11 protein-coding genes and 1 other RNA gene are annotated in these 13,725 nt (G+C 66.8%); 11 read left to right on the top strand and 1 reads right to left on the bottom strand.

The annotated features are described in order from the left end of the window. Positions 1-156: 156 nt before the first annotated feature. Complete coding sequence (locus tag ACM9LZ_RS05505; RefSeq protein WP_416618344.1) at positions 157-1,467, bottom strand: CAP domain-containing protein; 1,311 nt, start codon at positions 1,465-1,467, stop codon at positions 157-159. A 214-nt stretch (positions 1,468-1,681) separates the two neighbouring features. Here ACM9LZ_RS05505 and ACM9LZ_RS05500 point away from each other — a divergent pair, with 214 nt between their 5' ends. The 11 genes from ACM9LZ_RS05500 (at position 1,682) to murD (ending at position 13,723) form a co-directional block, all read left to right on the top strand. Next, entirely contained in the window at positions 1,682-2,557 is an 876-nt protein-coding gene (locus tag ACM9LZ_RS05500; protein ID WP_416618343.1) for a DMT family transporter, read from the top strand. A 184-nt stretch (positions 2,558-2,741) separates the two neighbouring features. Beyond that, on the top strand, positions 2,742-3,416 hold the full coding sequence (locus ACM9LZ_RS05495; protein WP_416618342.1) for an N-acetylmuramoyl-L-alanine amidase: 675 nt from the start codon (positions 2,742-2,744) through the stop codon (positions 3,414-3,416). Positions 3,417-3,461: 45 nt separating this feature from the next. Beyond that, an RNA gene (gene rnpB / locus ACM9LZ_RS05490) (RNase P RNA component class A) lies at positions 3,462-3,890 on the top strand. 625 nt (positions 3,891-4,515) lie between these two features. After that, on the top strand, positions 4,516-5,004 hold the full coding sequence (locus ACM9LZ_RS05485) for a division/cell wall cluster transcriptional repressor MraZ (protein ID WP_416618341.1): 489 nt from the start codon (positions 4,516-4,518) through the stop codon (positions 5,002-5,004). After that, positions 5,004-5,969 carry a 16S rRNA (cytosine(1402)-N(4))-methyltransferase RsmH gene (gene rsmH / locus ACM9LZ_RS05480; protein ID WP_416618340.1) on the top strand — a complete coding sequence of 322 codons (966 nt, stop codon included), beginning with the start codon at positions 5,004-5,006 and terminating at the stop codon, positions 5,967-5,969. The genes ACM9LZ_RS05485 and rsmH overlap by 1 nt, the downstream gene beginning before the upstream one ends. Next, positions 5,966-6,403, top strand: a complete 438-nt coding sequence (ftsL, locus tag ACM9LZ_RS05475) for a cell division protein FtsL (RefSeq protein WP_416618339.1) — start codon at positions 5,966-5,968, stop codon at positions 6,401-6,403. The genes rsmH and ftsL overlap by 4 nt, the downstream gene beginning before the upstream one ends. Next, on the top strand, positions 6,400-8,211 hold the full coding sequence (locus ACM9LZ_RS05470; protein ID WP_416618338.1) for a peptidoglycan D,D-transpeptidase FtsI family protein: 1,812 nt from the start codon (positions 6,400-6,402) through the stop codon (positions 8,209-8,211). Before ftsL ends, ACM9LZ_RS05470 begins: the two co-directional genes overlap by 4 nt. A gap of 20 nt (positions 8,212-8,231) precedes the next feature. Further along, positions 8,232-9,680: a UDP-N-acetylmuramoyl-L-alanyl-D-glutamate--2,6-diaminopimelate ligase gene (locus ACM9LZ_RS05465; protein ID WP_416618337.1), complete on the top strand. Its 1,449-nt coding sequence runs from the start codon at positions 8,232-8,234 to the stop codon at positions 9,678-9,680. Between the two features lie 84 nt (positions 9,681-9,764). Next, complete coding sequence (locus tag ACM9LZ_RS05460; RefSeq protein ID WP_416618336.1) at positions 9,765-11,228, top strand: UDP-N-acetylmuramoylalanyl-D-glutamyl-2,6-diaminopimelate--D-alanyl-D-alanine ligase; 1,464 nt, start codon at positions 9,765-9,767, stop codon at positions 11,226-11,228. 1 nt (position 11,229) lies between these two features. Beyond that, the gene (gene mraY, locus ACM9LZ_RS05455) at positions 11,230-12,315 is read left to right on the top strand and encodes a phospho-N-acetylmuramoyl-pentapeptide-transferase (protein ID WP_416618335.1); all 1,086 of its coding nucleotides are present in this window, start codon (positions 11,230-11,232) and stop codon (positions 12,313-12,315) included. Between the two features lie 7 nt (positions 12,316-12,322). Beyond that, on the top strand, positions 12,323-13,723 hold the full coding sequence (gene murD, locus ACM9LZ_RS05450) for a UDP-N-acetylmuramoyl-L-alanine--D-glutamate ligase (protein ID WP_416618334.1): 1,401 nt from the start codon (positions 12,323-12,325) through the stop codon (positions 13,721-13,723). Positions 13,724-13,725 lie beyond the last annotated feature (2 nt).

Below are 13,725 nucleotides of genomic sequence, written 5' to 3'. Positions count from 1 at the left end.
AGCGGGCCTGGGTTGCCTTTTTGCCTAGGCGGGCCATCCGGCTAAGCAGGTTCCTCCAGGCCGGGCCACACATGGCCCGGCCTGGAGGAACCTGCCGACTCCATGGTTTGCAGATTTTCCGAGCCCGCCCATCTGGGCGGAGTTCGGAAAATCTGCTTAGGCCAGCCAGAGCAGACCATCCAGCTCTGCGGGGGTGCCCAGCGTGGCCCGGACATGGCCCGTGAAGGTGACGGCCACATCCGTCCCCCCGTCGCCATCCAGGTCGGCAAACAGCGTGGCGCCGGTAAAGCCGGCGGCGCCGGCCCCCTCCTGCCAATGCAGGCGGCTGATGCCGGGCTGCCAGCCCCAGATGCTGACCTGCTCCCCCGGCTCGAAATCGACGATGGTGCTCCAGCTCGTCTGCCCGCCGCGGCCATCCACGAAGAAGATGTCGTTGCCGGGGCCGCCCTGAAGGAAGTTGGACCCCGTGCCGCCGTCCAGCACATCGTCCCCCGCGCCGCCATTGACGGCGTCGTCGCCGCCGGCCGCGTTGATGAAATCGTTACCCGCGCTGCCGGCCAGGTTTTCCCCAGCACCGGTCCCGATGAACTGCCAGTCCAGATGCTGGACGGGGCCGGTATAGGGCTGTGGCGTCAGCGGCACGAAGGCACCGGCCGCATCGTTCCAGGACTGGAACTGCACCGGCGTGAATTGCGCGGCCCTGGCATCCAGCCCGACATTGCGGCCCGCCATGGAAAGGGTCTGGTAATAGGCGCCGTCCAGCCCGCCACCGCTGAACCCCACGGTCCAGACCCCGGTGGCCAGCGGCACGGCATAGCCGCCCGCGGCGGAGGTGTGACCCGCGACCTGGCCGTTGATGGTGATGGCGACGCCGCCCAGCCCTTCGCCCGGATTATAGAATCCGTCACCGTTCAGGTCATTGAACACCACGCCCGTGGCAAAGCGCGCCTGGCCCGTCGCCGCGAAGTTCTGGGTGATCATGGAGGCATTGTAGCCGTTGAACGGCCCCACCTGCTGGCTGATCCCGACCTCGCGGAAATCATCGTTCATCAGGTTGACGCGATGGCCGGGGCTGACGAACAGGCCGCGATGCTGCTGTTCGATATAGCCCGACAGCATCGCCGCGGTCAGCGGCCCCGTGGTGCCCGCCCAGGACACATTCTCCCCCCAGGTGAAGGGGCGAAGGAAATCATAACCGGCCGCGGCCATCCGGTCGCCGGGGTTCGATCCGCCCGCCCCGGTATGGGAGAAATTGCCCGTGGCCAGCATCCAATCGCTATGCCCCTCGGCCGCTGCTGCCAGGATGTCATTGGGGGCCAGGGGCTGCTTTGCCGCCGGCGTGATACGGCCCGCTGCCAGGCCTTCGTTCAGGTCAATGCCGAAGGAGGCCGCCGCTGCGGCCGGGTCCTGCCGGGCCCGGTTGATCAGCGTCAGCATGTAAAGCTCGTAGGCGTCGAATTCGGCCATGGCGTTCTGCTCCCCGGACGGATCATCCCATAAGGGCCCATAAGGGATGGAACACCCCCGTCGCCCGGGCGGTTCCCCCACCGGCCTGTGACGATTGCCGGGACGGGGTTCATATTGCATTGCAGGGTGGCTGCCTGCGCGTTCGCACCGGCCGGCCGGTTGGCGATAGGGTGATGGACCTTTTGCCGGATCCTTTTGCCGGATGTTGTCCGCCATGAAACCCGTTCACATGCTGGGGGCCCTGTTCGTCATGGCCCTGTGGGGCACGAACTTCGCCGTATCCCGCTATACGCTGGGTGAATTCTCGCCCATGCTGCTCATGGCGCTGCGCTATCTCGCCGTGGCGATCCTGCTGCTGCCCTTCGTGAAGGTGCCGCGCGGGCAGATGCGGCAGATCTTTTTCTATTCCATCGTGCTGGGCGGCGTGCATTTCCCCCTGATGCTGCATGGCATGCTGGGGGCGGAAGCGTCCACCGCCAGCATCGTCATCCAGCTGCAGGTCCCCTTCGCCAGTCTTATGGCCGCCTATTTCTTCAAGGATGCGCTGGGCTGGCGCCGGGGCGTGGGCATGGGCATCGCCTTCATGGGCGTGGCACTGATCGCCAGCCGCGGCGGCGGGGGGGACAGCGATCCGCTGCATCTGGGCCTGATCGTCCTGGCCGCCGCCGCCTTCGCCTTTTCCAACATCCAGGTCAAATGGATGGGCGCCGTCGACGCTTTCCAGTTGAACGCCTACATGGCGCTGTTCGCCGTACCGCAACTGGCTTTCTACAGCCTGCTGCTGGAGGACGGGCAGATGCAACAGGTGATGAATGCGAGTTGGGGCGGCTGGCTGGGCTTTGCCTACATGGTCGTCATGTCCACCATCGTCGCCTATGCCATCTGGCAGCCCATGGTGAAGCGGTACGACGTGAACCAGACGATCCCCTTTCTGATGCTGGTGCCCGTGTTCGGGGTGGCGTCGGGCGTGCTGTGGCTGGGCGAGGTGATGAGCTGGGCGCTGATCGTGGGCGGCGGGCTGGTCATCACCGGGGTCGGCATCATCCTGATCCGCCGGCCGAAGATCGTGGTGGCGCGCAACACGGTCTGATCCGGCGGCCTTGCCCGCGGCACCATGGACACAATATCATCCCGGAAACCCATCCAGGTCCGAGGGATCATCCCGGACCCATCCGGGTCCGAGGGCCGCAGGCAACCACGTGACTTCGCTTCCGCCCATCATTTCCCATCCCAGCCCCAATCACGGACCGCGCCGCACGGCGGCGGGGCCGGACATGCTGATCCTTCATTATACCGGCATGCGCACGGGCGCCGATGCGCTGGCCCGGCTCTGCGACCCGCAGGCGGAGGTCAGCGCCCATTATCTGGTCGAGGAGGATGGCCGCATCTTCCAGCTTGTGCCCGATGACCGGCGCGCCTGGCATGCCGGCGCCTCGTTCTGGGCGGGGGACCGGGATATCAACAGCCGGTCGATCGGCATCGAACTGGTCAATCCCGGCCACGAGTTCGGGTATCGACCGTTCCCGCAGGCGCAGATGCGCGCCGTGACGGCATTGGCCGGCAGCCTGATGCGCACCCACGCCATCCCGGCGCGTCATGTCCTGGGTCATTCCGACATCGCGCCCGCCCGCAAGCAGGACCCGGGGGAAAAGTTCGACTGGCTGGCGCTGGCCATGGCCGGCATCGGCCTGTGGCCCGACCCGCGGCCGGCCGATGGGATGGCATGGGATGGGAACGAGGTGGCCCGCCTGCTGCAAAGCTTCGGCTATCAGGTAACATCGAATGGGATTTCATGGGACGACCATATCGCCCGTGGGAAATCATGGGACGAAGCGACGGATTCGGCCCTGACCGCCTTTCAGCGGCATTTCGTACCCGCCAGCCTGGGCAGGGGCGCCGATCGCGACAGCGTCGCCGCCCTGCGCGCCCTGGTGAGAGACTCGGACTGAAACTCCTCGTTGCTTTCCGGCGGCCAAGCGCCTACAACCCGCCGGCCAGACGGTCGGATGGTCGCTCCCATGCAATGGGGAAACCCGCATGGGGGAGGAAAGTCCGGGCTCCACGGAAGTACGGTGCCGGGTAACGCCCGGCGGGGGCGACCCCAGGGAAAGTGCCACAGAGAGCAGACCGCCGGCGCCCTGTAACCCCTTGGGATTACAGGGTTCCGGTAAGGGTGAAAGGGTGCGGTAAGAGCGCACCGCACCCCTGGCGACAGGGGTGGCATGGTAAACCCCACCGGGAGCAAAACCGAATAGGGACGGCATGGGCGGCAACGCCCGGGCGTACTTCCGCGCTGTCGTCCGGGTGGGTTGCGTGAGGCGTCCGGCAACGGGCGTCCCAGAGGAATGACCATCCCCCGGATACCATCCACAAGTGGGATATGGTCCGGCGGACAGAACCCGGCTTACAGACCGTCTGGCCCTATCTATTTTGCGCCGCACATGAATCTATTTACCCACCGTTGACACGTGTGCCGTGATGGGTAGCCGCAACCTGTGCAGGCTTCTGCGATCAACTGTCAAAGCGCCCATATTTGGGGGCAATTCTTTATGGAAACCACAAAATATGGGCGATTTCCTGGAGGCTGAAATTTAAATATCACGATTTTCGATGCATATCCCGAGTCTCGACCGATATTTCAAATTTCTTTATATTCACAGGCACAAAGTAAAAAAAGGCATATTCCAAAATAAAATCCCAACCAAGACTCCTATGACTTGCAGTCCGAAAGGCATATTGAATCTAATTATAATAAGAAATCACCCAATAACTCGTACCGCCCAACTTGTTTATCATCTTGCCACGCACATTATCCACAGATCGAGTCGCAAACTGTGGATAAATGCTCGAATCGGCGCACACAATACTGTGCGCCCATTGACCGCCCATGATTTCCCATGATATCCCATAAAAACCCAATGACAGGGACATCAGCCCTTTTCCGCCCAAATGACGACGCCACGGCGATCGTTGAACGGGGCGGCGGGAGGCCAATGGCCGGGTCGGCGGGCATCGGGTGCCGGGGTGGCGCCAGCAAGGTGGGGCGTGATGGGCTTGTTCCTGTCCACATTCGTCAACAAGGTTGACAAGAAGGGTCGGGTATCCATCCCCGCTCCCTTCCGCTCGACCCTGGCGGAGGGCCGGACGAACGCGCCGATTGATGTCGTCATCTATCCCTCCCTGACCCATCAGGCGCTGGACGCCTGCCCGCTATCCTACCTGGAAAAGCTGTCCGACGCGCTGGACAACGACGCGCTGCCGGCTGAATACCGCGACCTGATCGACACGACCGTGTTCGGCCGTTCGGTGCAACTGACGCTGGACCCCGAAGGACGCATCAACCTGCCCGACCATCTGCTGGATTATGCCGGCATCACGGAGAACATCTCCTTCGTCGGCGTGCGCAAGATCTTCCAGCTTTGGGACCCGGCCGCCTTCGACACGCACGAAAAGGCGACCCGCGACAAGGCACGGGCCAACAATATCTCCCTTTCCACGATTCTCGCCAAGGCAAACAGCCTTGCGAAGGGGGCGTGATGGCAGAGACCGGCACGCATATCCCCGTCCTGCTGGCCGAAATGGTCCAGGCCATGGCCGTCCGCGATGGCGACATCCTGGTGGACGGCACCTTCGGGGCCGGTGGCTACAGCCGCGCCCTGCTGGACAGTGCAGCCTGCATCGTCCACGCCATCGACCGCGACCCCGCCGCGCATGAGCGCGCCCGGCCGCTGATCGCCGCCTACGCCCCGCGCCTATCGGTGCTGGAAGGCTGCTTCGGCGATATGGAAGCGCTGCTGGCGGCCCGGGGCGTCCCCCGTGTCGATGCCATCGTGCTGGATATCGGCGTCTCCTCCCCCCAGATCGACACGCCGGGACGGGGCTTCAGCTTCCGCTTCGACGGGCCGCTGGACATGCGCATGGGCAATACCGGCCCCACCGCCGCCGATATCGTCAATGGTGCCGGGGAAGAGGAACTGGCCGATATCTTCTACCGCTACGGGGAGGAGCGCCTGTCCCGCCGTGTGGCCCGCGCCATCGTTCTGCGCCGGGCCGAGCGGCCGTTCGAGCGGACGGCCGATCTGGCCGACGTGATCCGTTCCTGCGTGCCCAAGTCCAAGGACGGGATCGATCCGGCCACCCGCAGCTTCCAGGGCCTGCGCATCCATGTGAATGACGAGCTGGGCGAGCTGGAACGCGCGCTGGCCGCGGCCGAAAGGCTGCTGGTGCCGGGCGGGCGGCTGTGCGTGGTGACCTTCCATTCGCTGGAAGACCGGCTGGTCAAGGATTTCATGCGGGAACGGTCGGGCAATGTCCCGGGCCCGTCCCGTCACCTGCCCGGCCCCGTCGGGGCCGGACCGGCACCCACCTTCCGCCTGCTCAGCAAGTCCGGCACCGCACCGGGTTCCGAGGAACAGGCCCGCAACCCCCGCGCCCGGTCCGCCCGGCTGCGCACCGCCATCCGCACCCAGGCACCGGCCTGGGTCCAGGGAGAAGCCGCATGATCGCGAAGTCCACCATCCTTTGGATCGCCGTCTCCTGCGTGGCCAGCGGCGTGCTGTACCAGACCAGCTACCAGGCGCAGGAGCAGGAGCGCGAACTGGCGCGCCTGAACCGCGCCATCACGGTGGAACAGGACAGTATTCAGGTGCTGAAGGCGGAATGGGCCTATCTGAACGAGCCGGCCCGCCTTGAGCGGCTGGTGTCCGAGCATCTGCTGATGCAGCCCACGACGGCGCAGCAGATCGCCGCCCTGACCGACATTCCGGACCGGAACCCCGACCAGCCGGCCCCGCACACCCCCATTCCCGGCCGCAAGCCCGGCACCCCCAAGCCGGACATGATCGACCGCGCGCCCAGGACCGCCCCCGTTCCCACGCCCCCGCAGCGCCAGCCGGAAGGCCCGATGCTGCTGGCCAGGTATGGAGCCACGCGATGACCGACGTGAATTACAGCCTGACCGGTTTCGACCTGGCCGGTGGCGACCGTCACAATCCGGCCGGCCGCGCCGAACCCCGCATCCGGGTCAATGCCCGCGCCGCCGGCGCGCTGGCCATGGGCAAGGCGCGACTGCTGGTGCTGATGTCGGCCTTCACGCTGGGCTTTGGCGCGGTGGGCCTCAAGCTGGTCGATGCCACGGTCAGCTTCGGGTCCAAGGAACCGGGCGCCGCCCAGGCCGTGGCCCGCACCGCACCGACCAGCCGCGCCGACATCGTCGACCGCAACGGCGTGCTGCTGGCCACCTCGCTGCGCACCGCCTCCCTCTATGCCGATCCCCTGCTGATCCTGGACGCGGCAGAGGCGGCACAGCAGATCGCCACCGTCCTGCCCGACCTGGATGTCCGCCAACTGACGGCGGACCTGTCGTCGGACAAGCGTTTCATCTGGATCAAGCGCAACCTGACCCCGAGGCAGGAGAACGACGTCTTCCGCCTGGGCATTCCCGGCATCGGTTTTCGCAACGAGGAACGCCGCGTCTACCCCCAGGGCGCGCTGGCCGCCCATGTCGTGGGTTTCAGCGGGGTCGACAATAACGGCCTGATGGGTATCGAGCAGGCTTTCGACAGCCGGCTGAAGGACAGCGGTGAACCGCTGCGCCTGTCGGTGGATGTCCGCCTGCAGCATGTGCTGCGCAAGGAACTGGCCGCCACGGTACAGGAATTCAGCGCCATCGGCGCTGCCGGCATGGTGATGGATGTCAAGACGGGCGAGATCCTGGCCATGGTCAGCGTGCCCGATTTCGACCCCCACGCACCGCCGGCCCCGCAGCAGGAGCAGGACACCGATCCGCGGTTCAACCGCAACACGCTGGGCGTGTACGAGATGGGTTCCACCTTCAAGATCTTCAACACGGCCATGGCGCTGGAATCCGGCCGGGTGCGCATGAACGACATGTTCGACGCCACCCGCCCGATCCGCATCGGCCGCTTCACGATCAGCGACTTCCATCCAGAGAACAAGTGGATGGATGTGGCCGACGTGTTCAAGCATTCCTCCAACATCGGCTCCGTCAAGATGGCCATGGAACTGGGGCCGACGGCGCAGAAGGAATTCATGGGCAAGCTGGGCTTCCTGAAGCCCGCCAGCCTGGAACTGCCCGAGCGGGGCTGGCCCATGGTGCCGAACCCGTGGCGGGAAGTGAACATGATGACCATCAGCTTCGGCCATGGCATGTCCGTCAGCCCGGCACACCTGCTGACGGCGGTCGGCGGCGTCGTGAATGGCGGCATCATGCATCCGGCCACGCTGCTGAAGCGCGACAAGCCCGCCGATATCCCCGGCACGCGCATCATCTCGGAAAAGACCTCCGACCAGATGCGCCGGCTGATGCGGCTGGTGGTGACGGAAGGTACGGCGACCAAGGCCGATGCGCCGGGCTATATCGTCGGCGGCAAGACGGGCACGGCCGACAAGGTAAAGGGCCGTTCCTATGCCGGCAATGCCCGCATCTCCAGCTTCGCCGGCGCCTTCCCCATGACCGATCCGCGCTATGCCATCTATGTCATGGTGGACGAGCCCAAGGGCACCAAGAAGACCTATGGCTATGCCACGGGCGGCTGGGTGGCGGCCCCCACCATCGGCGCGATCGTGTCGCAGATCGGCCCCCTTCTGGGCGTCAAGCCGCAGGATGCCACCAGGCCGGAGGTCATGCAGGCGCTGGCCATCCGGCCCATCGTCCCCCCCGCCCACGGCGCGCAGGTCGCCGCCGTTCCCGCCTCGCTCCAGACCGGGGGCGATGGCGATTGATGAAAAGATTGTCGGAGATCATGGCATCACGGACGGAATTGGCGGTATCGGCGCTGGCGCTGGAACGCGACCCTCCCATCACCAACCTGACGGCGGACAGCCGCAAGGTCGTGCCCGGAACGCTGTTCGCCGCGTTGCCGGGCACGCTGCGTGATGGGCGTGACTTCATTCCGCAGGCCGTGGCTGCGGGTGCCGTCGCCATCCTGGCGCCCAAGGGCACCGTGCTGCCGCCCGGCGCGGACCATGTGACCCTGATCGAGGATGCCAATCCCCGCCGCCGTCTGGCGCTGCTGGCCGCGTCCTTCCATGGCAGCCAGCCGGAGCGGATCGCCGCCGTCACGGGGACCAACGGCAAGACCAGCACGGCGCAGTTCACCCGGCAGATTTGGGCCGGGCTGGGGCGCAAGGCCGGGGCCATGGGCACGCTGGGGCTGGTCGCGCCCGGCTTCCCACAGACCGACAGCCTGACCACGCCGGACCCGGTGGCCCTGCACGCGACGCTGGCCGACGTGGCCCGGGCCGGGGTGACGCATCTGGCGCTGGAGGCTTCCAGCCACGGGCTGGACCAGTTCCGCCTGGACGGGGTGTTGGTCTCGGCAGCGGGCTTCACGAACCTGACGCGCGACCATCTGGATTATCACGGCACCATGGAGGCCTATCTGAAGGCCAAACTGATGCTGTTCGACCGCGTGATGCCCAAGGGCATGACGGCCGTCATCAATGCCGACATCCCGGAATTCGACCAGATCGCCGCCGCGGCGCACGCCCGCAAGCAGACCGTGATCGGCTTTGGCGCGGCCGGCCGCGAATTGCGCATCATTGATGTCGCCCCCCTGCCCCACGGCCAGCGGCTGGAACTGGAGCTGTTCGGCCGGCGCCGGACGGTGGAGATGCCGCTGGTGGGCCGGTTCCAGGTCTGGAACGCGCTGTGCGCCCTGGGTCTGGCCATCGGCACGGGCGAGGATGCCGACCGCGCGGCAGACCAGCTTGCAATGCTGGCCGGCGTGCGCGGCCGGCTTGAGATGGTTGCAACCCTGAAGAACGGCGCGGCGGTCTATGTGGATTACGCGCACACGCCGGACGGGCTGGAAACGGTGCTGCGCGCGGCGCGCCCGCATACGCAGGGGCAACTGGCCGTCGTGTTCGGTTGCGGCGGCGACCGCGACAAGGGCAAGCGGCCCATGATGGGGGCCATCGCGGCCCGCCTGGCGGACCGGGTCATCGTCACCGATGACAACCCGCGCAGCGAAGTGCCTGCCACGATCCGGTCGGAAATCATGGCGGCCTGCTCCGGCGCGCTTGAGGTGGATGACCGTGCCCGCGCCATTGCGGCGGCCATCGGCGACCTTGGCGCCGGCGACGTGCTGGTCATCGCCGGCAAGGGGCATGAACAGGGACAGATCGTGGGAACGGAGGTCCGTCCCTTCGACGATGCCACGGTGGCCCGCCAGGTTGTGGCGGACCGGTGACCGGTCCGGCGACCGGCGTTTGAGGAGGGTCCTTGATCGGTACCGGTCAAAGACCGGCATTATTATTGGAGTGGAGCGGTACGGATGTCGGACATCCTGTGGACAGGATCGGAAGTGGCGGCGGCCTGCAACGGCCGGACGGCGGGCGATGCCGCCTGGACGGTCACGGGTGTGTCCATCGACAGCCGCACCATCATGCCGGGCGACCTGTTCATCCCGCTGAAGGGCCCCCATTTCGATGGCCATGCCTTCGTCGGGCAGGCACTGGCCCAGGGCGCGGCCGGCGCCGTCGTGGCCGACATTCCCGCCGGCTTCGAACATGATGCCCGCCTGATCAAGGTGGATGACACGATGGTGGCGTTGCAGGATCTGGGCCGCATGGGCCGGGTGCGCGCCACGGGCAAGGTGCTGGCCGTCACCGGCTCGGTCGGCAAGACCGGCACGAAGGAGGCGCTGAAGGTCGCCCTGGAAAGCCAGGGCGCCACCTTCGCCACGGCCGGTTCGCTGAACAACCACTGGGGGGTTCCCCTGTCGCTGGCCCGCTTCCCCGCCGGCAGCCTTTTCGGCGTCTTCGAGCTGGGCATGAACCATGCCGGGGAGATCGGCCCTCTGTCGCGCATGGTGCGGCCCGACATCGCCATCATCACGACGGTGGAGGCCGTCCATATCGAGTTCTTCGCCAGCGTCGAACATATCGCCGACGCCAAGGCGGAGATATTCGAGGGCATGGACCCGGCCGGCACGGCCATCCTGCCGCGGGACAACCCGCATTACGCCCGGCTGCTGGCCGCCGCCCGGACCCAGGGGCTGACCCGGGTATTGTCCTTCGGCATGGCGGAAGGGGCCGACGGGCGGCTGCTGTCCTATGCGCCGCATGCCGACCATGGGGTGGCCAGCGCCCGGATCGACGGGGTGGAGGTCACCTACACCCTGCCCCTGCCGGGCCTGCACCATGCCGTCAATTCCCTGGCAGTGCTGCTGGCGGTCAGGGCGGCCGGCGGCGACGTGGCCGTTGCGGCCCGGTCCCTGGCGGGCCTGGCGCCCATCAAGGGGCGCGGGCAGCGCCGGTCGATCGATGTGCCCGGCGGCCGTTTCACGCTGATCGATGAAAGCTACAATGCCAGTCCCGTGTCGGTCGCGGCCTCTGCCGGCGTGCTGGGCCAAGCCATGCCCGGCCCCGGCGGCCGGCGCATCGCCGTGCTGGGCGACATGCGCGAACTGGGCGACCATGCCCCCGCGCTGCACGTCGGGCTGGTTGAACCCGTCGTCTCGGCGGGCACCGATCTGGTCTTCTGCTGTGGCCCCAACATGCGCCATCTGTTCGACGCATTGCCGGCCGAAAAGCGCGGCGCGCATGCGCCCGACAGCACCACCCTGGCACCGCTGGTGACCGCCGCCATCCGGGCCGGCGACGCCGTGATGGTGAAGGGATCGGCCGGCAGCCGCATGGCGCTGGTCGTGGAGGCGCTGAAGGCGATGGACCACGGCCGACAGGACAATAACCCGCAAGGGAACACCGCCGGACAGGCGGGGCAACCGAGAGACTGAGATGCTGTACAACCTGCTCTATCCCCTGGCGGATGAGTTCCAGATATTCAACCTTTTCCGGTACATCACGTTCCGGACGGGCGGCGCCATCATGACGGCGCTGGTGATCAGCTTCGTCATCGGCCCCCGCGTCATCCGCTGGCTGAAATCCAAGCAGGGCGAGGGGCAGCCCATCCGCACCGACGGGCCGGAGACGCACCTGAAGAAGAAGGGCACGCCCACCATGGGCGGCCTGATGATCATGATCGCCCTGATCATCTCCACCCTGCTGTGGGTGGACCTGACCAACACCTATACCTGGATCGTGCTGCTGGTCACGGTCGGGTTCGGTCTGGTCGGGTTCGGCGACGATTACCTGAAACTGACCAAGCGCAACACCAAGGGCCTGTCGTCGCGGCTGAAGCTCATTGCCACGCTGGTGGTCGCCGCGGTGGCCACGGCCTGGTATCTGGCCGTGACCCCGTGGGAGATGGGAACAGGGCTGGCGCTGCCCTTCTTCAAGGATCTGCTGATCAATCTGGGCTGGTTCTATGTGCCGTTCGCCATCGTCGTGATCATCGGCTCGTCGCATGCCGTGAACCTGACCGACGGGCTGGACGGGCTGGCCACCGTGCCGATCATGATCGCCGCCGCCTGCTTCGGCCTGATCGCCTATCTGTCGGGCAACGCCATCTTCTCCAACTACCTGGGCATCCACCATGTGCCGGGCACGGGCGAACTGGCCGTGTTCTGCGGCGCGCTGGTGGGGGCGGGGCTGGGCTTCCTGTGGTTCAACGCCCCGCCGGCCATGGTGTTCATGGGCGATACCGGCTCGCTGTCGGTCGGCGGCGCGCTGGGCGCCATCTCCGTCATCACCAAGCATGAACTGGTGCTGGCCATCATCGGCGGCCTGTTCGTGCTGGAGACCCTGTCGGTGATGATCCAAGTGGCATCGTTCAAGCTGACGGGACGCCGCGTGTTCCGCATGGCGCCCATCCATCATCACTTTGAAAAGAAGGGCTGGTCGGAACCGACGGTCGTGATCCGCTTCTGGATCATCGCCGTCATCCTGGCGCTGATCGGCCTGTCCACCCTGAAGCTGCGGTGAGGGGGCGATGATCGATCTGGGGCACCTGAAGGGACGGAAGATCGCGGTGATGGGCCTGGCACGCTCTGGCCTGACGGCCGCGCGTGCGCTGGCGGCCGCCGGCGCGGACGTGCTGGCCTGGGACGATGGCGCTGCCGGGCGCCAGGCGGCGACCGAAGCCGGCATCGCCCTGACCGACCTGCACACGGCCGATCTTTCCGGCGTGACGGCCGTGGTCCTGTCGCCCGGCATCCCGCATACCTTCCCGGCCCCCAACCCGGTGGCCGCGCGCGCGCGGGCGGCCGGCCTGCCCCTGATCAGCGATATCGAACTGCTGCGCCAGGCCCAGCCACAGGCGACCTATGTCGGGATCACCGGCACCAACGGCAAATCCACCACCACGGCCCTGACCGCCCACATCATCGCCGGAACGGGCCGGCCGACGCAGGTCGGCGGCAACCTGGGCATCCCGGCGCTGTCCTTCGATCCGCTGGGCGCGGACGGCTTCTATGTGCTGGAAATGTCCAGCTACCAGCTTGAGCTGACCCCGTCGCTGGGCTTCGACGCGGCCGTGCTGCTGAACATCACGCCCGACCATCTGGACCGGCATGGCGGCATGGACGGCTATATCGCCGCCAAGAAGCGCATCTTCCAGCGGGGGTCGGCCACAGGCACACAGGTGGCCGTGATCGGGGTGGACGACCCGCACAGCGCCCGTCTGGCCGACGCGCTGGAGGCCGGCGGCTTCCCCGGCAAGCTGATCCGCATCAGCGCGGAGGCTCCGGTCGCCGGCGGCATCGGCGTGCAGAACGGCATCCTGATCGATGATCGCGGCGGCCAACATCATACCGTCACGGATCTGCGCACCCTGCCGGCCCTGCCCGGCCGCCACAACTGGCAGAACGCCGCCGCCGCCTATGCCCTGGCGCGGGCGGTGGGCATCAACCATGCCGACATCCTGGACGGTCTGCGCACCTTCCCCGGCCTTGCCCACCGGCAAAGCAGGGTGGCCGACATCGGCGGCATCCGCTTCATCAACGACAGCAAGGCCACCAACGCCGACGCGGCGGCGAAGGCCCTGGCCTGCTACCAGCCCATCTACTGGATCCTGGGCGGCAGGGCCAAGGATACCGGCCTGGACGGGCTGGACCCGTTCATGCCCGCCGTGGCCCATGCCTTTCTGATCGGGGAGGCCAGCGACGCCTTTGCCGGCTGGCTGTCGGCACGCGGCGTGGCCCATACGCGCTGCGGCGTGATGGAGGACGCCGTGAAGGCGGCCTTCCGGCAGGCGCGGACGGATGGGCAAACGGGCGCCGTCGTCCTGCTGTCCCCGGCCTGCGCCAGTTTCGACCAGTATCCGAATTTCGAGGTCCGCGGCGATGATTTCGCCGCCGCGGTCCGGCGGCTGTCCAGCGGGGAGATCGTCTGATC

The organism is Niveispirillum fermenti, assembly GCF_048066175.1.
Taxonomy (GTDB): domain Bacteria; phylum Pseudomonadota; class Alphaproteobacteria; order Azospirillales; family Azospirillaceae; genus Niveispirillum; species Niveispirillum fermenti.
This window is presented reverse-complemented; position numbering and strand designations above follow the sequence as displayed.